This is a genomic window from Rossellomorea sp. NRS-1567 (assembly GCF_050467885.1).
In the GTDB taxonomy this organism is placed as follows: domain Bacteria; phylum Bacillota; class Bacilli; order Bacillales; family Bacillaceae_B; genus Rossellomorea; species Rossellomorea aquimaris_C.
Window position 1 is genome coordinate 1 of the sequence record NZ_JBITPL010000016.1, and the last position, 24,451, is coordinate 24,451.

Here is a 24,451-nt window from a genome sequence, read left to right on the forward strand (position 1 = left end):
GTTCAATGTGTAAGTGCTTCTCTCGAAGCGACCCTTACTATGTTACACGATCAATCATTTGATGTCAATAACTTTTTTGAAATTGTTATGATCAAGTTCATCGTGTTTTGTTAGCCGTTTGTGGCAACAAATAATACTTTACCAGTTAACTTCGCAGAAGTCAACTTCTTTTTAAAACTTCATCAAAAAAATATTGAGAACCACTCCACCTTCTATAATGAAGAAAATGGCTCCGCAGGCAAGATTCGAACTTGCGACCGATCGGTTAACAGCCGATAGCTCTACCACTGAGCTACTGCGGAATAATGAAATGGTGGGCCTAAGTGGACTCGAACCACCGACCTCACGCTTATCAGGCGTGCGCTCTAACCAGCTGAGCTATAGGCCCATTAAAAAATTGGAGCGGGTGAAGGGAATCGAACCCTCATCATCAGCTTGGAAGGCTGAGGTTTTACCACTAAACTACACCCGCATGAAGAATTGGAGGCGGCAACCGGATTTGAACCGGTGATAAAGGTTTTGCAGACCTCTGCCTTACCACTTGGCTATGCCGCCGTTGGCTGGGCTAGCTGGATTCGAACCAACGCATGTCGCAGTCAAAGTGCGATGCCTTACCGCTTGGCTATAGCCCAATATAAAGGGCGACTGATGGGAATCGAACCCACGAATGCCTGAACCACAATCAGGTGCGTTAACCACTTCGCCACAATCGCCATGCTTAACATATCTTTGGCAGGGGCAGTAGGAATCGAACCCACACCAAAGGTTTTGGAGACCTTCGTTCTACCGTTAAACTATGCCCCTATATAATAGAGAGTTTTGTTAAAAATGGTGGAGGGGGGCAGATTCGAACTGCCGAACCCGAAGGAGCGGATTTACAGTCCGCCGCGTTTAGCCACTTCGCTACCCCTCCAAATAAAATAAATACTTAAAGATTCTTAAGTATAAATGGTGGCTCAGGACGGAATCGAACCGCCGACACATGGATTTTCAGTCCATTGCTCTACCAACTGAGCTACTGAGCCATATTATAAAGAAGATTAAATTTTCAAATGATCAACTTCCCTATTACTAAGTAATTGAAAATGGCGGTCCGGACGGGACTCGAACCCGCGACCTCCTGCGTGACAGGCAGGCATTCTAACCAACTGAACTACCGGACCAGAGTTTTTTGACGATAGTCAAAATAACTTTCATTATTTGCGCAAGCAAAATAGGTTTCATTACCTTGACGACAGTCAAAATAACTATCCATGCGTGACTCTTCAAGGGATATCCTATCCTAAGTCAAAATGGTATTGCGGGGACAGGATTTGAACCTGCGACCTTCGGGTTATGAGCCCGACGAGCTACCGAACTGCTCCACCCCGCGACGATATAAGTATGAAATTTCCCACGAAAGGAATTATGGAGGAGGAAGGGGGATTCGAACCCCCGCGGGCTGTTACACCCCTGTCGGTTTTCAAGACCGATCCCTTCAGCCGAACTTGGGTATTCCTCCGTGTATAATGGACCCTGTAGGACTCGAACCTACGACCGGACGGTTATGAGCCGTCTGCTCTAACCAACTGAGCTAAGGGTCCTTATAATCGTGCGTCATGTATTTAGTAATAGCGGCGGAGGGGATCGAACCCCCGACCTCACGGGTATGAACCGTACGCTCTAGCCAGCTGAGCTACACCGCCACGAAACGTTTACTATTCAATCTGAATCTTGATTAAGTAAGATTCAATGAAGTTTATTTGCTTACGCAAAAATCTTTGGTGGAGCCTAGCGGGATCGAACCGCTGACCTCCTGCGTGCAAAGCAGGCGCTCTCCCAGCTGAGCTAAGGCCCCAAAAGAAGTGGTCGGGAAGACAGGATTCGAACCTGCGACCCCTTGGTCCCAAACCAAGTGCTCTACCAAGCTGAGCTACTTCCCGATATATGGCGCGCCCGAGAGGAGTCGAACCCCTAACCTTTTGATCCGTAGTCAAACGCTCTATCCAATTGAGCTACGGGCGCTAAACAATTCATTTTATAAGAAACAATGGTGCCGAGGACCGGAATCGAACCGGTACGGTAGTCACCTACCGCAGGATTTTAAGTCCTGTGCGTCTGCCAGTTCCGCCACCCCGGCTAGTTTGGAGCGGAAGACGGGATTCGAACCCGCGACCCCCACCTTGGCAAGGTGGTGTTCTACCACTGAACTACTTCCGCGAAATATTATGGTGCGGGTGAAGGGACTTGAACCCCCACGCCTCGCGGCGCCAGATCCTAAGTCTGGTGCGTCTGCCAATTCCGCCACACCCGCATGGTGTTTCGCTGTCGCAAAACGATAAAATATTTTGCTTATGCAAAAATCTATGGTGAGCCATGAAGGATTCGAACCTTCGACCCTCTGATTAAAAGTCAGATGCTCTACCAACTGAGCTAATGGCTCATCTATACAGTAAGGAATCAAATGGTGCCGGCAAGAGGACTTGAACCCCCAACCTACTGATTACAAGTCAGTTGCTCTACCAGTTGAGCTACACCGGCATATTAATTACCCACTAACAAATAATGGTGGAGGATGACGGGATCGAACCGCCGACCCTCTGCTTGTAAGGCAGATGCTCTCCCAGCTGAGCTAATCCTCCATATTGGTGACCCATACGGGATTCGAACCCGTGTTACCGCCGTGAAAGGGCGGTGTCTTAACCGCTTGACCAATGGGCCATCTTGTCAAAGCGTCCCGCTTAAGGACATGTATAACTATATCAGTTAATTTCGCAGAAGTCAACTTCTAGTTAACAAAAAACGAAAACTTTTTTTACCATACTCAGCTTAACATTTTTGTAAGCCGAAAAAGAATATACCACATATTTAAAGTTTATATCAATAGTGAATTTAAGAATCTCTTCAATTTCACTGTTGATTTCTCATTCATCGTGAAAACTTTTCATGATCCCTCCCCTCTTTAGTGAAATTGATCAACACCCACTAATCTCCTTCCATCATTTCAGTTAATGATAGGCTTTGCCTTCTTTCACCAACATAGATATAGAGCGTTTTAATATCTAATCAGCTTAACTCATTGGAATTAAGAGGGACGATGAAGAATAGTGTTGTTGAAATTTGTCCACCTCTCTCAATAAATGAAATTGTAGATTTTCAAAAAAGGTCCGTCCCTCATCGCTTTAAAGTGATGAGGGACGGACTTTCAGGTTTAAGCTTGTTTACACCATCTCTTTGGGAGTTGAATACGATGGTAATAGATTATAAATGGGGTGATGGATTCATGGAGCTTGCAACGATACTGTGCGGGCCGATTATTCGTCGGGTGGAGCCTGCAAAAGCTTCTATATGGATTGCATTGAGCAAGCCGTATGATATTAAAGCAGAGTTATTCAAGATTAAACAAGGGGACCATTCTCATCTTTATGACTATAAAAGAATAACCTGTGAGACTGAGACGAAAACGGTACAAGCAGGAAAGAACTTATATATAAGTATAATGAACGTATCTCCACATGCCGGATCCTTTCCTACTGATAAATTACTGGGATACAATTTATTGTTTGAAAATAGTGTGGAAACACTGGACCTCGGCAGCTTTGACTTACTTTCCCCCACTCATCCACACTCGATTGTCTACGAAAATCTCGCATACCCAACCTTTTATATGAACGAAGGAAATACATCGAATATTCTATACGGATCCTGTCGAAAGCTGCACGGTGTTGGAACAGATGTATTGGTTCAAGCGGATAAAACCATTGCGTCAACCTTCAATAATGCCGATAGACCATCCTCTCTATTTTTAATGGGAGATCAAATATATGCCGATGATGTAGCAGATCCCCTATTTAAGATCATCACAAGGTTCGGTAAAGAACTGGTGGGACAAGAAGAAGACCTTGGTTCCATTGAACCACGCTTAAAAGAAGATCCTTTTAAGCAGGGAATTAAGCAGATCAATGGCAGGCAATATATTACGGAACACTTTTGCAAATTCACGTCCAGAAAAGCTGCCAATCATCTGTTCAGCTTGAGTGATTATGCAGCCATGTATATTTTGTCGTGGAATCCCTCATTATGGGAACTTGCACACAAGGAAGGAATGTTCGAAACCTTTCAAGAAGCAATGGATAAGAATGAATTCTATTTTGTCTTTAAAGATCCAGAAACCAAGGAGCATAAGTTCGAATATCGACAGCTTCAAGCACGCTATCAAAAGCAGATGAAAGAACTGGCTAAACTGGAAGAAAGCTTATACTCTGTCAGAAGAGTATTAGCCAATACACCGACCTATATGATGTTTGACGACCATGATATAACCGATGATTGGAATCTGACACAGGATTGGAAAAGGGGTGTTTGGAACGCTCCATTGGGGAGACATGTCATTAGTAACGGTTTGGCATCCTATTGGCTTTTTCAAAGTTGGGGGAATGAGCCTGATACGTTTACCCATTTCGGTCAAACCATGCAAACCTATTTTGATTCGCTACAACCTGGATCTCTCCCCCACTCCAACTGGATACATTCCCTATGGAACTATGATTCTTGGCATTATACCGCACCCACTACCCCGATAGCTGTTTTTCTTGATACCAGAACCCAGCGGGGTTATGTAAATAAACCAAACCCCGTGAAGGTTGGTACAAGGATAAACGAGGAACGATATAGTCCAAACCTTCTTCATCGAGAGGGGTGGAACCGGATTTCGACTAAACTGGCAGCGTCAGGATGGAAGAAAGGAGAATCCCTGATCATGGTATCCCCCTCTCCTCTTTATGGAATCGGATTGATCGAGAACTTTCTCCATGACTACATGCTCCCCCTCAGGACGTTTGGTTTACCTGTGCAAAGCAATTTCGACTTAGAAGCCTGGAAATACAACGGGAAAGGCTTCAGTGACTTCCTTCATCAGATAGCCGCCTGGGACCCAAGCGATTGCATCATCTTATCCGGTGATGTTCATTCGGCTTCGTCCGTACAATCCGACATTACCTTTCGCAATGGCCGGAGATTGAAGATACATCAGTTTACGAGCAGCCCGATCAAGAATATGAGCTATACAGGGATATGGGGAGCCGTCATGAAATTCATCATCGCCTTGAATGCCAGAAAAAGGACCAATCGGACGATCTACCGCTACTGTAATCATCAATTTGATCTATTTCGGGAGGAACAGGAAAGCGGCGTTCCATCTGACTATGTATGGAAGGAAAACATACGCTATCTAAATATCAGCGAGTCTTCTCTTATTGAAATTAAGAATAATATCGGATGGTTAAGGGACGGGAAGGCAGGTCCGTTTTCACGGCTCATTGTTTAGGGACGAGGGGACATCCCCCTTGTCCGAATTCCCCTTTCTAATAAAGTTGGAAGAGGTAGTAAGGAATCCATTTCCCTATTCAAAAAATCTCCAATAGCCAATAACTGTGCATCAAACAGGTGAAGCTATAGGAGACGGCTGCAATGGCTGAAACACTGAGTAAAATGCCAGAAGACCTCTTATCCGAATTCATACGGCATAGAAGAAGAAATAAGATTAGAGAAAGTCCACCTTTCAATAGCAGAAATAACCATGGACTGGTAAGGTAGAGATGATTCATAAGAGGATTGGCTTCTGTTATGTAATCGAAATGTAAGCCATACATAGTCAGAGCTGCATCTAAGAGGTTTAGAATTGCGATGTAAAGGAGTAGTAGCCTCATGGAATGGATTCTCCTATTCATAAAGGAATAATCGTTCTTTTTTAAGAACACACAAACCTATTATAATACAATATATTTCCTATCGCATAGTAAATAAATTCATTATTAAGAACTAAAATGTCCAAGGTATGGAAATCACCGTGTCAGAACCATCCTCAACAGAAAAAAACACTCATTGCTTGAAACCTTCAAAATCTTAAACAAACGTTTATTTACTCGAATTATTGCCTGTCCTCATAAGGATTTAGCCGTTAATCAAACGTTTGTTTAAAAAACGAAATCTACTTGATACTTCCTCAATCTATCAATAGTCTAATACCAAATAAAACCTCAACCCTTTTTACCAGGGTTGAGGTTTTGTGGTTTTGTATGTTGCTATAGATCCTCAGTGGTCAAGTCTATTGCTTCTTTTTCTTCCCCTTCTCATCCACCTTAATCACAACAGTAGTCAAAGGATCCAAAGTCAAAGTATCTTTCGTCAATGTAAATCCGGACTTCTTGGAAACCGGCTTTGTTCCCGCCTCATCGTTGTCTACTACAACCTTGCCTTTAGAGAAGTCATAGTCACCCACCGATAGGGTACGCTCTTCGCTATCGGCATTGACGAATACATAGTACTCTCCCGTACCATCAGTGGATACATTCTTATAAGCAAGCATCAAGTCTGTATCAGTCATTTCAGGAATATCCAATAAAGATACATTCTGGTCAACCAGCTCCTGCTCACCTAAACGGAAAGCATTCGTTGATCTTCTAAGCTTAATCAAACCTTCTGTATATTCTCTCGTCGTTGTATTGATTTCATATTTCTTTTTATTCGTTGCTTTTTCCCAGTCGAACTTGTTGATGGCGTCGGATGAATCATATGAGTCGTGGATGAAGTAGCCGAATGGGTTGCCCGCTTCGTCTTCCAGTTCATGATATTTCTGTTCCGGTACGCCTTCCCCTAGCCATTGCTTGGTTCTTCCGTATTCCTGTCCTGCATGGATAAAGGCCGTTCCCTGCGATGTCAGGATCATGGAGTTTCCAAGGCGGATACGCTTATGAATCTCCAGGTTGTTTTCCGGAATGGCCGGGTCCTTTTTGATCGATTGAGCAATGACATCGTATAACGGCAGATTGTCATGTGCTGCGATGTATTGGACCATATCACCCGGGTCGTCGTCTGCCGTGTTGCCCGGCTGCCCTTTAATGTTGTTAAAAATCGTGTTGATGTCGCGTGCGCCGCCTGTCAGGAATCGTGGCTCTCCTTCTGAACCGAATCCTGACTTCAGTTCGTTACGGATTTCGTCTGAGAAGACTCCTACGTCGTCGGTTTTGTCCATCCAATCCTGGTCGGCACCCATTCCTTCTAATGAAGGATCAGATAAGTGTCCCGCGAATGTTCTCCAGCCTTCACCGATGAACAGTGCATCCGGGTTGATTTCAGCCGCTGCGTCATAGGCTTTTTGGATGGATGGGTAGGTTGCGTCGCCCATCATATCGAATCGCATGCCATCGATCTTGTATTCATCGAACCAGTATTTCACTGAGTCGACCATCAGCTTTTCAGCCATGGTATGGTTGGTTGCCAGGTTGTTTCCGAAACCTCCAAGGAAGTTTCCTTTGTCGTCCTGGAATGCATAGTAGTTAGGAACGATGTCGTTCAGTGTGCTTGTTTTCGCCATATGCGTGTAGACCACGTCGAGGACGACACCCATACCCTTATCATGAATCGCATCGATCAATCGTTTCGTTTCTTCGATTCGCAATTGCGGATCAGCGGCATCCTGTGAATACGCACCATCCGGGGAGAAATAGCTGTGAGGATCATAGCCCCAGTTGTATTCATTCCCTCCCGCTGAATACTCAAGCTCACGTTCGCCCATATTCGTTTCATCGCCGTAGTACCAGGCCATGATCGGAAGCAGTTGAACATGGGTCACACCCATTGACTTAATGTAATCAAGCTTTTTGATGAAGGCATCATAAGTACCCCATCTTTCTTTCTTCAAATCTTTTTCAATCGAAGGATCAGACGTAAAGTCACGGACGTGAACCTCGTAAATGACCGCATCTTCACGTTTTTCATACTTATCAATGGAAGCATGGCTGAATTTCTTAGGATCGGTTCCTTTTAAATCAACGATTGCTGCCTTCCCGACGTTATCGCCATCAGGTCCTGCTTCACCTTCTGTATTAACGGTAAAAGCAGCCATTGATTTAGCGTAAGGATCCAAGACTTTTTTCGTTACGCCGTCATTGGTTACTTCATATTGATAGTAGTAGCCTTTCAGGTCTTTCACCTTTAAGTCTTTTGCTTTTACTTCCGTTGACCAGACACCTTGTTCACCAAAGGTCAGTTCCACACTGCCAATTGGTTTCGCGGCATCTTTTTTATCAAAAAAGTTCGCGATGACTTTGCTAGCTTTCGGCGCCCATAGTTTTAAGGTTGCGTTTCCTTTTTCATAGGTGGCACCAAGGTCATCACCATCGTAAGCATACTTATTATCAAGCAATCTCCAGCCTGCCGCTGCTGAAACCGTTCTGCCCGAGTAGGTGATGGATAGCGGCAGTTTTTCCAGGTCAAAATCAGCTTTCACTTCCACTGTTTTGTCTCCGGTGATTTCAGCACTTTCCACTGTCACATCGGATCCAGCGCTGTCTTTGATGGCTAAACCGGACAATAACGCTTCTTCTGTCAAACCATCTGTCATCGTGAAATTCAGACGGATCGTATCGTCTGAAAGGACCTCAGAAGAAATCAGCCCTGTAGCCACGTCGCCATGTGGGGAAATATAGACATTGTCTTCACCTTGCTTCACCCACAGATGATCATACTTATCCAGTAAGTTGAAAGACTTGTCTCCCCCATCTTTCTCTCCCGTAGCTTCATTCACTACTAGGAAGCCAAGGTTTTTGGCACCTTCATTAAGTTCAACATCTACATACGCACCATAGCGGTCCTCTTTTGTAAAATCAATGGCATCTGTCGGCCACGTGGCAGGGGCATTCTTCACGTCTCCCCACGTCCATAAACCGAAGTTCTCATAATTCCTATCTTCACGCTCATAATGAATACGCACCGTGTTCTCCGGCAAATCAACCGGCTCATACGTATACACCTTATCCGATCCTTGTTGGATCCATATCTCGTTTACCTCTGGTGAAGGGATCGTAAATCCTTTATCTCCACCATCTTTACCGGCATCCCCTTTGGTAATATCCATTACAAGGAAGCCAATATTCTTTGCGCCTTCAGCCAGGGGAACATCAATGTACGCTCCATAGCTGTCGGTCTTTTCAAACATGGTAGCACCTGTCGGCCAGTTAGCCGATGGTGAAGCCACATCGTTCCATAGCCATGCACCGTAGTTTTCGTAGTTTCCATCGGTACGGTTGTAGTGGATACGGATATTGTTTTCCGGAACAGGTTCTACTTCAGGACCTTCTCCCCCTGAACCTGATCCTTCTTCAGCACTTGTAATCCTTCCACCTTCAACGGTCAACAACGCGGTACCGCCGGCTGCTTTAGAAGGAAGGGTCAACGTAATTTCATTTCCTCCGTCAGCATTGTATGCTTGCCCGGAATAAACATCCGTCACGACTGCTTCAGGTGAATCCACTATCAACGTAATCTCTTTCGCTTCGTCCCCCACGTTCAAACCAACGTATACGGAATCCTCTTTATAGTCACGGGAGAAAACGAGGAATTTATCGCTATTTGAACCGCCTACAGTTATTCTCTCCCCTTTAGCGAACACATCGGAATGTGCCCCTCTAAAGTTTAAAATCTTCGAATAGTGCTCCAACACGTCATTATTTTCTACATCATCCCAGGCAAAATCATAACGGTTATCATATTCAGGATAATTGTTCGCTCCGCTTTGCCCGAGTTCTTCACCGTAATAAATGACCGGCTGTCCCTTCGACGTTGCCTGAAGTGAAGCGGCCACTTTCAGTTTGCCTTCATCTCCGCCTAACGAATACAAGAATCCGTCTTCGTCATGACTTCCTAAAAATTGTCCAAGTGTTGCTGTGTTATCGATTTTTCCGTTTCGTGCCGTCAGTTTATCATTGGCTGATTTCAGGTTGCCGCTTACGAATTCATGAGCGATACCTTTGAAACCGAAGTCCAGAAGGGAGTCCATCATTCCAGTATCAAGATATCCAAATTGGTTATCAGAACTCGCTCCCCATGCTTCACCAATCATTTTGTGCTGAGGCATTTTTTCCGTTATGGCGTTTTTAAATGCCATCCATGTCGTATCTTCCACGTGCTTTACAGTATCGACACGGAAATAGTCGATCGTATTCCCTTTTGCCGTTGTCGCTTTCTCGATCCAATCCGTTTGCCAATCGATGATTTGCTGGCGAACTTCTGGATTTTCCGTGATGACGTCTGGAAGTCCTGCTAATTCACCGACCACTTCATCCGCACCGACATCAGCACCTTGACGAACGATGTCGCTGTACTGGTCTCTTTCTGCATCCGTCGGATAACCTGCAGGACGCTTATCCTCAGCAAGTTCTCCATTGATTTCTTTCAATCCATACCCTGTATGATTCAACACCACATCGACCATGATTTTAATCCCGCGGTCATGTGCTTCATCGATTAGCGTATGGAATTCTTCCATGGACCCAAAGTGAGGATTCAGCTCACCGAAGTTACTCGCCCAGTAGCCGTGGTAACCAAAATAAGGCTGATCCGATTCCCCGTTTGTTTCAACGGAACGGACATCATACTTGATATTTTCAACGACCGGACTGATCCAGATCGTATTCACACCAAGATTATCAAGGTAATCAAGTTTCTCCGTGATCCCTTTGAAATCTCCACCCTGGTACGTTCCTCTTTTGCTTTGATCATAATTCAGATTGTAAGGATCATCATTGGACGTATCCCCATTGAAGAACCTGTCTGTCAGCATGAAATAAATGATGGATTCATCCCAATCGAGATCCGAATCGCCGACAGACTGTCTTGCTTTTACTTCGATTTCAGTCGTTCCCTCATAATAGTTCCCGTAAGAATCCACTAGGGTCAGAGGAATCGATTTCGTTCCTGCCGTTACGTCATCATCGACGGCTAATGTCACTTCCTTTAATGAAGGATCGATTTCAAGTTTCTCTGATCCGCCTAATGAAGAAGCATCCGCCGTGATTTTTTGGATTTTCACATCCTCTGTCAGTCCATCGACAGCCACCGTTAAGACAGCGTTTTCATTATAGTCCACGGCAGTTGGTGACACTGAACCCGTAACCGTCAGATCCGCTTTTTGGAAATCAAGAAACGACTCGCCGTCCACTGTATTGTAAGGGTCACTAACTTCTGTCGTCACACCGTCCTTCGTGATTAAAAAGGAGTAAGCGTTTTTCCCGTTTGGAATGTTGTCGTAGGCAAGTACGAATCTCTCATTCTCCGGTTCATACGTCATTTCCTTTGTTTCCCCGTTGTACTTCAACTCTACTTTTTCAATCGTATCCATCGCATCGTTTGCGAACAATTCTTTATCACGATAATAGAACGTCGCATTACCCTGATCGATCACTGGAGCCGATCCATCGGGTACAATGCGGATTTCCTCGACACCGCTTGTTATGTATGACTTGGTGATGGTGTCGTTTTGGTTCACTTTAATAAAACGATCGCCAAACTCCTTCTCCGCCGTATTCCAATCCTCGGTACTGCGAAGAACAAATCCGAATTGCTCTGTTTCAGATGCAACGGCAATGTTTGCTACCGCCACTCCGTTTTCATAGGAGTCAAAGTTGATTTGATCATCCTTTACTCCTGTATTCCAGGCCCATATATTCCAATCACCATACGTTTGATCTTCACGGATATACGTGAAGCGCACCGTGCGATCACTAGACTCTGCTGATTCAACTGTGGCATTTCCATCCGCCACTGCAGAAGCTGCCGGTGCAAATGGTGACCACAGACTTAGCAGCATCATTAAAGTCATTAAAATTGAGAATCGACGCTTAGTCCTATTTCCCATTCATGTTTTCCCCCTCTTAAATTGGATTAATAGAATAATAGAAGTGCTCTTGATGGTTGTGGAAACGTTTGCACAAACAGGTAAAAAAATGTGAGGTTATTCTTGGTATAGTTATTTCGAACTAGTGCAAACGCTTGCAATTATCTGTCTATTTTATTTTACAACACATTCATAGGAGTGGCTATATGACAAAAGGGGGATTTTATTCCTATTATTATCGTAAACATAGCGGCTACTTTATAGTAGTAGATTTCACTGCAGGCAGATTCTTTTGGGGTGAGACTTTGCTCGATTGAAGATCCAACGGCTATATTTTGTATGCTTATGAACGGAAAATGACTTAAGATTGTCTTTTTTTAGCTGGAGTGGGAAGCTGAACGGAGTGGTGGGGGCCGGTTTGGCTTTTAATCCTGATACGGAACCCTCTCGCAGAGAAATCAATCCGGATTGTGCTATATTCAATCCGGATATGAGGTTATCAATCCTGTTTTAAGATTATTAATCTTGATTTTGATTTATTGATCCTCTTTGCGAATAATTGATCCTCCGTGACGAATTTTCTTTGCCCAGGGGCGCCGGGAAGCAGTGATCATTCAAGTCGACGTTCCTCATCTACCGATTGCCAAAGAGCCAAAAAAATAGGAACAAGCGGATGACCTGTCCCTACAATGTCACACGATCCACTTGTTGACGCAGTTGGATCATGTTGTCTTTCACTCGTTGTGAGATTTCACACAATGCTTGAATTGAATTTCCTTTATGTTGACTGAGCTGGTGGACGATGTCGTCAAAGAGCATTTCCATTTCTTCATGAATGGCCATGGCCGACACATTGTAAATATGGATATTGGAGTAACTCGTTTTATCAAAAATCGCTGAGTCGATATAGGGTCTGAAGCTGTCAAGTAACGCGGGGAATCCGATCGTCAATCTGGTTAATCCGTCCCGGAGCCCTTCTATGGTCGCAGCCAGCTCATCAATCGGCTCCAGTGCGGAAGAAACGTACGAGCGGATTTTGTCATCGAAGTCCGAGAAGATGCTGATGATCTTTCCAGGAACCGTCCCACTCAGGGCAATATTCATGGCACCCTTGATTTGGGCGGAAATGACCTCCAATGTGTTTTCAATCGTAAAAGCAATACCCGACAATCCGCCTAAAAGCGGTAATAGAAAACGGTGTGAAACTCCTTTGAAAGCTTCAAAGGATCCATCTAAATAAATCTCTTTCACCTTCATGCCAATGAGCATGTGATTGGACGTTTCCAGCACGTAATCGTTTTTCTTCGGCATCACTACTTCATGTTGAACCGAAGCCTCTCCCGAAATGCTTGCACTTAAAGAAGAATCACGTTCTCCAAAGTTTTTTGCAAGGTCCCCAACCTGACTCTGAAATTCTGCTATGTGACTATTCATTTTCACACTATTGGCTTTTATAATCTCATAGTGTGCCAGCATCTCGTTCACAAGGAGATCCTCCAGGGTTTCCTTTCCCCCGCTAAATAGCTCCGGGATTTCTTTATGAAGGATGTTCTGCAGGAATCCTGTCAGACTGTTAATCTCCTGTTTGAATTCAAGCAGCTGATTCCGGGCCTGACCGAAAATGCTTTCGACACTGATGCTTCGGTTGAATAAATGCTCCACGAGTTCGACAGGTGGGGAATTCAACACACCATTGAGAGATTTACTGGCGTTTTCAGCCATATTCAAAAGAGAAATAAGGTGGTCGATTTCCGAGGTCAAACGGTGTCCAGTCGTCGTGATGCCGATGAATAAAGGATTACCAATCAAGTTTTCGAAAGAATCCTCAAAGATCATCTGCAGTCGGCTCAACCGTTCTGAGTATCGGTCTCCTTCATGCTGGGCGATTTCCTGCGAATTGGACAGGTAGTCCTGGGCGTATCCCAACCTTGTGGTGACATCACCTGACAGGGCCTCAGCCAACAGGTTCAGATTCTCGCGATTGATTTCGATCCTGTCTGAATGACCTCCATAGAGAGGTTCCCCCGTCCAGATGCTTGTCATGATGTGGGCATCAGCCTCAACATGGATTTCACCGTAACCAGGTTCCCCATCTAGACCAATTACGTATTTCCCACCGTCGGTATACCCCGTATGATTGTTTGTCAGGATACTGAACTTCTCGCCGATCATCGGTATACCTGTCGAAATATCGTATCTCTTTCCAGGGATACGGGAATCGAGATTCAGGGCGATAAGAGTTCCGGTTAAGACGTCATAGTTGGTGAAGTAGTTGGTGATGTTGTCGTAGCTTTTGTTTGGATCGATTACACCCTTTGGAAATAATGCTGGATTTAGAGTAACGGATTTTATATCAGGTCGATTTCTTACAGCGTAGTTTGCAAGAGGACCCCCTAGGGAGTTTCCGGTAACGGAGCTAACTCCCCCCTCATTCATATACTCTTTTTGTATTCTATTTAAATATTCAGCGGAAGCTTCAAGTTGAGGCAATGTTAGGTCGCTTAACAGTTGAACATCGGTTAATAAGTCTTGCTTTCCATTCTCAGCAGCTGCGTCTGTACCAACATATACTATGGTTATTTCTTTTGTTGATTCATTTCGGACAGTAAACGCGTCTAATCCAGTTGGAGTATTATAATTTGTATCCATTACTAAGTACTCTATACCATTGACTTCAACAGTACTATCAAGTCTAGGATATTTATAGGCATGTAACCCTGCTAACTCTACTAAGTTCCTATCGTTTGTTGCAACATTTATATTATTATTAACATCCATTTCCTTTAAGTTTCTTCCCATTTTTTTATTCACCCCAACCTTACTTAATCACAATATAGTCAGGAACCCCTATACGTAATGAGTTGTCTTTATAGCCATCATCCACTTTTTCATTAATTAAATTATCATTAATAATTAAACTATAACTACCTTTAGGTATAGAATTCATTTCCTTTAAGTCTTCAGGAATCTGGTTAAATAATTCCGTACTAGGTTCTACGTTCTCCTCTTCCATAAAAAGCTGTAGGTTTATCTTTAAATTTTCAACCGAAAACTTATCCATTGAAAAAAGGGATTTAAGTTCACTAGGAGAAGTGTTTGGGTTTGCAATATACGCATCATAAACAGGCTTTATAGCTTTGTCAGAAGAAGAGGTCGTTATAAAGTAATAGGGGGTCATATATCCGGTTCCTCCAACATTTTCTATAGCTTCTCTTGTTTTACCAACCACCTTATTCTCTGCCACTATTTTATTAAGGTACTGATCAAGTTCAGCAAACTCTTTCTCAAACATTAAATGATATAGTCCTCCACGGATTGCACTTTCCACTTCTCCATCAAGAGTTACTACTTCATTCATCATCACTTTTTCTTCACTCAAATCAATTGGCACTATTGCGGTCGTATAGAAGTGAACAGGTCCTGTTGATTCGACAAACACAGTCGCACCATCCACATTCCCTACTATATTGTGCACTTTGACGTCTATTTTATATTTTTCTATAAAAAAATCTTTAACAGCTTTTTGAACTTCATCACTTTTTTCTTCTGCAATTTTATCTGCGTCTTCTCCATTTCTGAGTACATATCCTTCACCTTTGTAATCTTGCACTCTCACAAAAGAATCTTTATATGGACCTGTTACCTCTTTTGAATCCACATTATTTTTTTCATTATCCATATTCATACATCCTCCAAGTAGTAATGAAAGTCCGATTCCGCATATAATCCATTTATTTTTCGTATTCATGAATGTCTGATCCTCCCTAATTGGATGGGTTCATTTAAAGAATTACCTTTATATTGTATAAAAGTCTGTAAAGTATTAACAGTTCAATCGGGTATTACTTAGAGCAATCAGATAAAACAGGAAAAAAGTAGGGGAGCAGACTTCTTTTTTACGTTTCTTTTATACTATTCATTTTGTATATTCAACTCATGCCTTCAGACTTATATATTTGTATAATTACCCCAATTATTCAAATGATAACCTATAAATCCTGAAAATAAATTTCCTGAAATTTATAACTATCAGACCTTAGATACGGCATACAGCTCACCACTTTAACATCACTTCTTTATAATGGAATCCGGAAACGTTAACTGCAAAGAATTGTCTTTGATCCCATCGTCTACTTTTTCATTAATTAAATTATCATTAATGATTACACTGTAATTCCCTTTAGGTATCGAACTCATTGACTTAATATCCTGTTGAACTTTATTGAATATTTCTCTATCAGGTTCTACATTTTCATACTCCATATATAACTGAATCGTAATATTATAATCTTCTGCTACGAAATCAGCTTTTGAGAATAGAGATTCAAGTTCACTGATGGGTGTGCCAGGATCTTTCAGATACGCCTCATACACTGGTTGGATAGCTTTGTCGTCCGGTGGAGTGGATAGATAATAATAGGGGGTCATATAACCTGCCCCTCCGACATTTCCAAGTGATTCTTTCCTTTTCCCTACAACTTCATTTTCGGACACTATCTTACTTAGATACTGATCCAGGTTATTAAATTCATCTTCAAATATAAGGTGATAAAGACCTCCTTGAATGGCGCTCTCAATATCCCCTTCCAAAGACGTAGCGTTATCCCCTACAACCTTTTTTTTGACTCAAATCAATTGGCACTATAGCAGTTGTAAAGAAATGAACGGGCCCTGTCGACTCTACAAACACCGTCGCACTATCCACATTTCCGACTATGTTACGGACTTTGACATCTGTTTTATAGGTTTCCATAAAGAAATCCTTAGCTGCTTTTTTTACTTCATCACTTTTTTCCTCTGCAATCTTATCTGCCTCTTCTCCATTTCTAAGGACATATGAGTCACCTTTATAATCTTGCACTCTCACAAAAGTATCTTTATATTCTCCGGTAGCCTCTTTTGAATCAACATTTTCTTCATTATCCATATTCATACATCCTCCAAGGAATAATGAAAGTCCGATTCCGTATATAATCCATTTTTGTTTAGCATTCATATATGCCTGATCCCCCGATCTTCATAATTTCTATGTACTTGGATATACACTACCCTACTCCTTAACTATCTCATCAGGAGTCGTTTTTTCGAGAGAATTTTCTTTCACCCCTTCAAACGACTGTTTGTGGACGGCATTGTCGTTGACGAAAATACTGTAAGTCCCCTTTGGTATATCATCCATGTTTTCAATATCGCTTACTACTTTATTAAATACTTTTTCATCTGGATCAGCATCTTCATCTTTCATAAACAAATTTATAACTACTTCAAACTTTGTCGGATCAAATGCTTGTTCATTGTAAGCAGCCCTTAATTTTTCTGTACTAACCTGAGGATCTTTCATATATAGATCATAAACTGGTTTTATCGCTTCATTATTTACAATAGATGAAGACAAGAAGTAATAGGGTGTCATATAGCCTGAACCTCCAACATTTTGAAGGGACTCAATCGTTCTCCCCGTAACAGGTTCTTCCTCTACAATTTTCTTTAAATAATCATCCAAACGTTCAAACTCATCATGAAGAACCTTCCTGTACAAACCTTCTGTTATGGCGCTCTCAACCTGCCCTTCTTGAGAAAACACACTGTCAGACTGGATTTTCTCATTTGACAGATCAATTGGCACAACTGCATACGTGTAAAAATGAAGAGGATCAGTTGATTCCACAAATACTGTAGCTCCGTCCACATTGCCCACAATATTATGAACCTTTACATCTGTCTTATATTCTTTCAAGAAAAAACCTTTCACCGCTTTCTCAACTTCTTCATGATTCTCTTCAGCAATCTTGTCTGTTTCTTCCCCATTTTTAAGGGTGTATCCTTCGCCATTGTAATCCAGGACACTTACATATTGATTCTTGACCTGCTTTTCAGGGTTTACTTTTTCATTGTCACCATTCCCATTCACACATCCGCCTAGCAACAATGAAAACGCGATTTCGCATACATACCATTTATTTTTAGTGACCATGAACGTATACACCTCCACTATTGAACTTAAAACATTTTATACATTCTTAATCCGTCAGAATAACTTCCTCTTCCACCGAATTATCTTTAAACCCCTCAAAGGATTCCTTATGAACTCCATTATCATTGACCGCAACCCTGTATGTCCCCGGAGGAATGGATTCTAAATCCTGCAAATCTCTGGCAACCTTTTCCATGACCTTTTCACTGGGGGGTACGTTTTCTTCTTCCATAAATAACATGATGTTGATTCTAAGCATGTCTGCTTCAAATGCCTGCGCTTCATATGCTTCCTTTAACCTCTTTACTTTAGTCTTCGGATTTTCCATATAAAGATCGTAGACTGGCTTGATTGCCTCATCATCTTTTAAAGAGCTTAGAGAGTAGTAAGGGGTCATATGTCCTGAACCACCGACATTTTGAAGGGATTCAATGGTTCTTCCAACAACCTTATGTTCCGAAGCCACCTTTTCTAGATAAGCACCCAGTTGATGAAACTCCTTTTCAAGGACCAATCTGTATAACCCTTCCCGAATCCCTCTCTCTACTTCTCCTTCCTGAGTCCTTACTCCATCTACAATGGTGTCTTCATTTAGTGACACAATGGCATATGTATAGAGATGGACAGGCCCTGTTGACTCGACAAATACCGTCACTCCATCCACATTCCCTACCAGATTATGAACCTTCACTTCTGTCTTATAGTTCTCTAAGAAAAAGGTTTTTACCGCTTGTTCAATTTCTTTCCGATGAGCTTCAGCGATCTTGTCGTTTTCTTCACCATTGTTCAGTGAGTAGCCTTCTCCTTTGTAATCCTGCACCCGTTCATATTGATCCTGGAACTGAGGTGTATTGTCTGAATCCGCACATCCTCCAAGTAGCAATGAAATCCCAATGCCGTATGCTGCCCATCTCTTTTTCCCGATCATTCTTACACCCTCCCTTCTAATCTCTGACAATCTCATTTGGAAACGCCCGTTCGAGAGAATTGTCTTTTACACCACCAAACGATTCTTTATGTACCCGATTGTCATTGATAAATACACTGTAGGTTCCCTTTGGAATTCCATCCATCCTTTCGATATCTCCCGTAACCTTATCAAACAATTCCTCGCTGGGTTTAGCGTCCTCCTCTTCCATAAACAGCATGATGGAAACTCTCAGATTGTCCGCGTTAAACTTTTCTTCATTGAAAGCTTCCCTCCACTGTTCTGCCGATGCTTGCGGGTTCCTCAAGTACAACTCATATGCAGGCAGGATCGCTTCATCGTCAATGGTGGACGACCCGATGAAGTAGTAAGGGGTCATATATCCAGCCCCACCAACGTTTCCAAGAGATTCAACTGTACGGCCAACAACCTCCTCTTCGGCAACGATCCTATCAAGATACTCATCAAGACGATCAAATTCTTTATCAAATATCATCCTGTATAATCCATCCGTTATCCCACTCTCCACCTGCCCTTCCTGTGAAAAAACGCGATTCGTACTCACTTTCTCTCCATCGAACGGAATCACCGCATACGTGTAAAAATGGAGCGGTCCTTCAGATTCAACATACACTGTGGCTCCATCTACATTCCCAACCAGATTATGAACTTTAACCTCTGTCCTATACTCCTCCAGAAAGAACTTCTTGACTTCCTTTTCAATCTTCTCTTTATTAGCTCCTGCGATCTTGTCGTTTTCCGATCCCTGATTCAGGAAGTAACCTTCTCCTTTATAGTCCTGCACCCGTTCATATTGGGTGTTCGGGTTCACTTTAGGAGTTTCTTCTTTTTCAACACAACCGCTTACTAGCAGAATCATGGTTGCATATGTGGTAATCGTTTTCTTTTTCAATCCTCATCATTCCTTTATAATATAATCCCCACGCTCCAGACTGAGCCTCTAAAGAAATTGCTGTATTTATAGAAGTAATCTTTAGAATCCGTAGGCTTATAGAGATATTTTTAGTTTCTAAATCATTGCTTAGATTCAATAACTATATATTGGACTATTTACCGCAACATATAAATTACATAATTGTATAAATACCCCAATTTCCTATATATAACCATTGGTTGGCTCATGTATTTTATCATTAAGAAATCCCTATTTCTCAAGAAACAAAGTCTTGGAATGATGAAGGAGTCAGCTCTTTATGACAAACTCCCGTGGCTCTCTAATCGAAACTTTAATTCTGGAATCAACTAAGCTAGCAGGAAATACAGATGAAAATTCCCTTTCTTCACTAGTCTTGACTTCTACTACTAGTTTTGAGGATCAAAGTGAAAGTTAGATGGTTAAATCCTTACTCTACCAACTACTTATTTTTGTGACTACTTTGCTGAGTACATTACAAAGCCTGCCCCTGACTATTACCTTAGACTCACAAAAAATATTCCTAAAAGAATACTTTTTAGCGAAAAAGGGAGAATAATGCCATGACTATAGTATGAATTACACAAGAACCCAATATTTACATGTTTTTACATTTTTGAAAAAAATAACAAATAAAGTTAATATATAACTGAATCATCAAATAATTAAAAAAGAGGTGAATATTATGAAAATCAAAGTGAAAATCAAACGCACTATTCAAAATCAAAACCTTTGCATGTGTTACGCAAAGTGCTAGTACTTACTCTGAAAGAAGGTGGGATTTTTTCACCTTCTTTTTATTTTGATTTCTAAAAAGGCGGGAGCATTCGTGAAGAAACTGAAAGAAAGCTTAAATTTTAGAGGTTTTCCAGAGAAGAATGAGATCATGTATTATGATGGAGAAGATAAGGTATTGGAAGTAGAAGACTTTCACGCTATATGGACATTATTAGAGACATATAGAGGGGAAAATGAAGAGCTGCAAAAAGAAAAAAGGAGACAGTGGCAAAAAGAGTTCAGCATCTTAAATGAAGAGTGTGAGGTTCTATGCTCTTTTCTGGAGGAAAACGGTTTTTTATATGAAGAACCTCCAACTTCTACACATGTAAATCGGAACTCCAGAAATTTCAACTACTTTAATGTCTATGATCCCTCTTTAGAGTCAAGAACTATCCTTGACCAGATTGAAAGCTTACATATTGTCATTATCGGGGTTGGAACGATTGGTGCTACACTCGTCTTGACCCTCGCAAAATTAGGTATTAAGAATATCAGTATTATAGATCCTGATTTTGTAGAGGATAAAAACATCAGGGCTCAGGTCTTGTTTGATTACGAAGATGTGAATGAATATAAAGTAAATGTCATTAAGGATAAGCTCGCTTCAATAGAGCCTGAATGCGTGATCAACGGATACTCTCAAAGAATCAATAACATAGATGACCTGCTGGATCTAAACTTAGAACCTTTTCATTTTATATTCGGGTGTTTTGATGAATCTTCAGAGACGCTCCACAACGCCATCGCATCCCATGCTAACGACCTTTCATCAAAATACATTGTCCTTGGCTACTTTAATGATTCAACCCTTGCCAACGACCTGACTAGTCAGCAAGGGATGCTTACATTGCATGAGAGCTATAAGAATGCTACATCTTATTATATTAGTGAAAATCGCGGCACAATTATTCAGAGCTTAATTGGCTCCATTCTCATCAGCAAGATACTCGTAGATCATCTTCTGGATAATAGGACTTCTTCTAACTTAAGTTTTAACCTATGTGATTTAAATGCTACAAGTCTTTTCAATAGAACTCAATCTACATATAGTAATGATTTCATGTCTCAACTATCTCAACTAATGCCATTAGATGAGCAGGAAATCAGAAATAAAATGAATTATCTAAAGGAAATCATTGAATCTATTAATGAAATCCCAAACCATGTAGAATTAGAAGTATTATCCATGTACCAAATCTTTGATTTACTGCTCAACCTGGGTGCAATAGAGGAGTATAACCTTGAACCTGTTTATCAAGAATTTTTAGAACTGGTTGATCGATTAGATAATGAAGAGCCGGACGGCACGGTCTATTATTCCGAAGAACTGTATAATGATTATTTAAATTTGGTCAAGAACATTAAGATTCCTGATCTTGCTAACTCGCACATTTATGAAGTATTAAACAACTTAAACACTGTTAAGGATTATAATGAGAGATTAGGACTACAGCAAATGAGCCATTATTCCATGGTCGAAAAAGGGGAAGAGTTACTGGACTTTTTTATAAAGGTTAAAAAGAATTACAAGAAGGTCTCCTTAAATAGCTATTACAAAGAAACCTTGGGAGTGAAAAACGAAACCGTATTCTTATTCAAAGAGTTATTAGAGGACCATCAAGGTGAATTGATAACACTATTCGGAAAAACTTTGTTCCCATCCAGTGACGATAAAATGACGTTGATCGATTACCTTTATGAGATACCAAGTGGCACCAATTCATTCGTTAAGAATATAGAGAATTCTAAAGAATTACTAATTAACAGCTTAAAAACCAACTTTAACAATCCGTTCATGGTTGAACATGTAGAGAGAATGTTTAATGGATTTCATATAAAAGTGATTGAAGATTCTAACCATCATGGTATCAATAGAACGTATTACTTCCCTCAAACAAAAGATAACAAAATCATTCTTACCCACAAAGGGACTTTAGAAGACTTCTTCATTCTCTGCCATGAGTTGGGCCACGCTTACTATAATAATATGTATGGTCATTCTTATTTCGAACAAAGCCGCCAAATTCTAAATGAGGCACTGGCTTATTTATTTGAATTACAATGTCTCCAATCCATTATTCATAACGGAAACCTCCCGGATGATATAAAAAGTGATATTCACACTCAATATATCCATCGGGTAAATAAAATTGTCCTATCTCAATTTTCTATCTATCAACTGGAAGATACATTAATTGATTTCATCACCGAACATAATGACCTGACTTTATCTGATTATTTAGCGATTCAACGTGACTTAGACAAGAAATTAACCCCTGAAAATGTAACCTATATCAATCAAGAATTCACTCATATGAATGCATTATTAAACACATCCTTTGTCTTTGGATATAGAGATCACATCACTGATCCAATCGCTTATCTTCTTGCCTTTTCATTACTGACCAAATACAAAGGGAAAGAAAATTTACTTGATCTTAAGGTGAAAAGTGCACTAGAGAACAGTCATACGGGAATTGAAGTATTCACTAAGGAATTACTGGACACGAATGAGACCGTCCACTCACTCGTAAGGGATGGTCTTAAAGCGTTACATGGATTTATCGCTGCAGGAACTAAATCTGCTATATAGTATAAAGGGAACCAGCAATAGCAGGTTCCCTTTCTTGTTATGAAGCTTTTCTTTTTAAATGATTCTCGGCGTTAATCTCCAGATATGGAGGAAGACTTCGTAATGGTCTATTACTTGACCAATAAAAAACGATGAATAAACATAATAGACTTCCACCTGCAAATATATATTCACTACCAATAATCGTAGCCAGGTAACCTCCCAGGAAAGAGCCTAACGGAAGGAGAATGGTTGCGATACTGGAAATAAACGAAAACACCCTCCCCATCATATCTTCCGGCAGCAGTGCCTGAATCATTGAAAAAATAAGGATATTCGCAATTCCTATACCAATCGTGGAAATCCCGAACAGTATAATGGAAAGAAGAGATGATCCGATGAAAGCAGAACCCCCCCATGCGACACTAGAAAGGATAAACGATAAGATGATTACTCTTCCCAAAGGGATTTTCTTGAAATACATTGCTACCAGGGATCCTATTAGCATACCGATTGATAACGAAGCTAGATAGTATCCATAATATCTTTCCCCTCCCCGAAAATCCGCATATGCAGGAAGGATCGCATTGACCATCCCAAAGACAAAATTAGCAACGATCAATGGAACAATAAATTGAAGAATGGAAGAGTTCTTCACAAAGGTGAATCCCTCTGAAAGCTCCTTCTTATACATTTGAAAGCCGGACTTGATGGATGGATGGTCTTCAATTACCCTTTCTTTATTCTCATGATATTTAATGTTCTTAAAGAGCATGACAGCTAGTAAGAAGGTGACCGTATTGATAAGAAAAATATTAATTGCTCCTATCTTCACAATTACAATACCCGCTATCGCGGTTAAAACAAAGTCCGCTCCTTTATAAGCGATACTCATTAATGAATTAGCTTCAGGCAAATCTTCCTTATTAAGTACCTTAGGAATCATCGCTGATTGCGCAGGATATACGAACTGTTCAATGGCAACCACCCCGAACATGATGAACATAACAAACCATACATTACTGAACCCTAGGTAATAACTAATTGGAATAAGTAATATGAGACCACCCTGTAGCAACTGTGTGGAAATTAATATAGACCTTATCTTCCATCTGTCTACTAAAGGCCCCACTAAAAATTCCAGCACTTGAGGAATCATAATCAGTGCACCTGCAATACCTGTGTATAATGGACTGTTTGTCATTTCGTACACCAGCCACATAGCTGCAACATTATATAAACTATCACCCATATTCGTGACGATTCTACCCCAAAAAAGGTATGAGAAATTACTATTTTTTAATACTTTAAACATGTTCGCCTCCTATAATGTTAATTCTGATATTTCTAATATACTCTTTAATGGAATAAATTGAAATATTTTACATAATTTTATATTCAAAATATTCATTTTAGAATTTGTAAATCTCTTTTGTCTTCATAAAGAGAGTGGATGGACTACCATCCATGGAAGAATAAGCGAAGGAATAAGGGAGTAGGGTGCTCATTACCATCTTAAAGATCGCATCTTTCCTTCCCACCAGTCTTTCAGATTAAGAAACCCCATCTAAGTCATGGGGCTGACCCCAATATCTCTACCATCCTTCCCC

At 41.2% G+C, this 24,451-nt stretch carries 12 protein-coding genes and 24 tRNA genes; 2 read left to right on the forward strand and 34 right to left on the reverse strand.

The genetic code is table 11. From position 1 onward, the window contains the following. Positions 1-227: 227 nt before the first annotated feature. The 24 genes from ACIFOD_RS11355 to ACIFOD_RS11470 all read right to left on the reverse strand — a co-directional run bounded on the left by ACIFOD_RS11355 (position 228) and on the right by ACIFOD_RS11470 (position 2,700). Positions 228-302: transfer RNA gene (locus ACIFOD_RS11355), tRNA-Asn, on the reverse strand. A gap of 9 nt (positions 303-311) precedes the next feature. After that, positions 312-388 (reverse strand) — tRNA-Ile (locus tag ACIFOD_RS11360). Between the two features lie 10 nt (positions 389-398). Continuing rightward, positions 399-472: transfer RNA gene (locus tag ACIFOD_RS11365), tRNA-Gly, on the reverse strand. A 9-nt stretch (positions 473-481) separates the two neighbouring features. Next, positions 482-555: transfer RNA gene (locus tag ACIFOD_RS11370), tRNA-Cys, on the reverse strand. Between the two features lie 2 nt (positions 556-557). After that, positions 558-632: transfer RNA gene (locus ACIFOD_RS11375), tRNA-Gln, on the reverse strand. Between the two features lie 8 nt (positions 633-640). Beyond that, a tRNA-His gene (locus ACIFOD_RS11380) sits at positions 641-713 on the reverse strand. A gap of 17 nt (positions 714-730) precedes the next feature. Then, a tRNA-Trp gene (locus ACIFOD_RS11385) sits at positions 731-804 on the reverse strand. A gap of 25 nt (positions 805-829) precedes the next feature. Then, a tRNA-Tyr gene (locus ACIFOD_RS11390) sits at positions 830-913 on the reverse strand. 36 nt (positions 914-949) lie between these two features. Further along, positions 950-1,025: transfer RNA gene (locus ACIFOD_RS11395), tRNA-Phe, on the reverse strand. A 61-nt stretch (positions 1,026-1,086) separates the two neighbouring features. Beyond that, positions 1,087-1,163, reverse strand: a tRNA-Asp gene (locus ACIFOD_RS11400). Positions 1,164-1,298: 135 nt separating this feature from the next. Further along, positions 1,299-1,372: transfer RNA gene (locus ACIFOD_RS11405), tRNA-Met, on the reverse strand. 36 nt (positions 1,373-1,408) lie between these two features. Continuing rightward, a tRNA-Ser gene (locus ACIFOD_RS11410) sits at positions 1,409-1,501 on the reverse strand. 8 nt (positions 1,502-1,509) lie between these two features. Then, positions 1,510-1,583 (reverse strand) — tRNA-Ile (locus ACIFOD_RS11415). A 28-nt stretch (positions 1,584-1,611) separates the two neighbouring features. After that, positions 1,612-1,685 (reverse strand) — tRNA-Met (locus ACIFOD_RS11420). A gap of 76 nt (positions 1,686-1,761) precedes the next feature. Further along, positions 1,762-1,837, reverse strand: a tRNA-Ala gene (locus tag ACIFOD_RS11425). 8 nt (positions 1,838-1,845) lie between these two features. After that, positions 1,846-1,922, reverse strand: a tRNA-Pro gene (locus tag ACIFOD_RS11430). A gap of 5 nt (positions 1,923-1,927) precedes the next feature. Next, positions 1,928-2,004, reverse strand: a tRNA-Arg gene (locus tag ACIFOD_RS11435). A 26-nt stretch (positions 2,005-2,030) separates the two neighbouring features. Next, positions 2,031-2,119 (reverse strand) — tRNA-Leu (locus tag ACIFOD_RS11440). 5 nt (positions 2,120-2,124) lie between these two features. Further along, positions 2,125-2,199, reverse strand: a tRNA-Gly gene (locus tag ACIFOD_RS11445). A gap of 9 nt (positions 2,200-2,208) precedes the next feature. Further along, positions 2,209-2,293: transfer RNA gene (locus ACIFOD_RS11450), tRNA-Leu, on the reverse strand. A gap of 53 nt (positions 2,294-2,346) precedes the next feature. Next, positions 2,347-2,422 (reverse strand) — tRNA-Lys (locus tag ACIFOD_RS11455). A gap of 22 nt (positions 2,423-2,444) precedes the next feature. Beyond that, a tRNA-Thr gene (locus ACIFOD_RS11460) sits at positions 2,445-2,520 on the reverse strand. A gap of 25 nt (positions 2,521-2,545) precedes the next feature. Further along, positions 2,546-2,621, reverse strand: a tRNA-Val gene (locus ACIFOD_RS11465). Between the two features lie 4 nt (positions 2,622-2,625). Further along, positions 2,626-2,700: transfer RNA gene (locus ACIFOD_RS11470), tRNA-Glu, on the reverse strand. Positions 2,701-3,076: 376 nt separating this feature from the next. Here ACIFOD_RS11470 and ACIFOD_RS11475 point away from each other — a divergent pair. Continuing rightward, the gene (locus ACIFOD_RS11475; protein ID WP_430314710.1) at positions 3,077-5,305 is read left to right on the forward strand and encodes a hypothetical protein; all 2,229 of its coding nucleotides are present in this window, start codon (positions 3,077-3,079) and stop codon (positions 5,303-5,305) included. A gap of 79 nt (positions 5,306-5,384) precedes the next feature. On the opposite strand, the gene ACIFOD_RS11480 is transcribed toward ACIFOD_RS11475, so the two are convergent. From ACIFOD_RS11480 to ACIFOD_RS11520, 9 genes are all read right to left on the reverse strand, one after another. Further along, positions 5,385-5,687, reverse strand: coding sequence for a DUF5658 family protein (locus ACIFOD_RS11480; RefSeq protein ID WP_430314712.1), 303 nt, complete (start codon positions 5,685-5,687; stop codon positions 5,385-5,387). A gap of 398 nt (positions 5,688-6,085) precedes the next feature. Next, a complete protein-coding gene (locus ACIFOD_RS11485) occupies positions 6,086-11,674 on the reverse strand; it encodes a pullulanase (RefSeq protein WP_430314714.1) in 5,589 nt (1,862 codons plus the stop codon). Between the two features lie 663 nt (positions 11,675-12,337). Beyond that, positions 12,338-14,452: an SA1320 family protein gene (locus tag ACIFOD_RS11490; protein ID WP_430314715.1), complete on the reverse strand. Its 2,115-nt coding sequence runs from the start codon at positions 14,450-14,452 to the stop codon at positions 12,338-12,340. A 19-nt stretch (positions 14,453-14,471) separates the two neighbouring features. Beyond that, positions 14,472-15,401, reverse strand: a complete 930-nt coding sequence (locus tag ACIFOD_RS11495) for a DUF1672 family protein (RefSeq protein ID WP_430314717.1) — start codon at positions 15,399-15,401, stop codon at positions 14,472-14,474. A gap of 320 nt (positions 15,402-15,721) precedes the next feature. Then, positions 15,722-16,243 (reverse strand): DUF1672 family protein, encoded by a 522-nt coding sequence (locus ACIFOD_RS11500; protein WP_430314718.1) that lies wholly within the window; start codon positions 16,241-16,243, stop codon positions 15,722-15,724. 10 nt (positions 16,244-16,253) lie between these two features. After that, positions 16,254-16,649: a DUF1672 family protein gene (locus ACIFOD_RS11505; RefSeq protein ID WP_430314720.1), complete on the reverse strand. Its 396-nt coding sequence runs from the start codon at positions 16,647-16,649 to the stop codon at positions 16,254-16,256. 54 nt (positions 16,650-16,703) lie between these two features. Beyond that, a complete protein-coding gene (locus tag ACIFOD_RS11510; protein WP_430314722.1) occupies positions 16,704-17,627 on the reverse strand; it encodes a DUF1672 family protein in 924 nt (307 codons plus the stop codon). Between the two features lie 46 nt (positions 17,628-17,673). Continuing rightward, a complete protein-coding gene (locus ACIFOD_RS11515) occupies positions 17,674-18,555 on the reverse strand; it encodes a DUF1672 family protein (RefSeq protein WP_430314723.1) in 882 nt (293 codons plus the stop codon). A gap of 16 nt (positions 18,556-18,571) precedes the next feature. Beyond that, a complete protein-coding gene (locus ACIFOD_RS11520) occupies positions 18,572-19,468 on the reverse strand; it encodes a DUF1672 family protein (RefSeq protein WP_430314725.1) in 897 nt (298 codons plus the stop codon). An 823-nt stretch (positions 19,469-20,291) separates the two neighbouring features. Between ACIFOD_RS11520 and ACIFOD_RS11525 the strand changes: the two genes are divergently transcribed. Beyond that, complete coding sequence (locus tag ACIFOD_RS11525) at positions 20,292-22,862, forward strand: ThiF family adenylyltransferase (protein WP_430314726.1); 2,571 nt, start codon at positions 20,292-20,294, stop codon at positions 22,860-22,862. Positions 22,863-22,899: 37 nt separating this feature from the next. Here the strand turns inward: ACIFOD_RS11525 and ACIFOD_RS11530 are convergent, their stop codons facing one another. Further along, positions 22,900-24,156, reverse strand: coding sequence for an MFS transporter (locus ACIFOD_RS11530; RefSeq protein WP_430314728.1), 1,257 nt, complete (start codon positions 24,154-24,156; stop codon positions 22,900-22,902). Positions 24,157-24,451 lie beyond the last annotated feature (295 nt).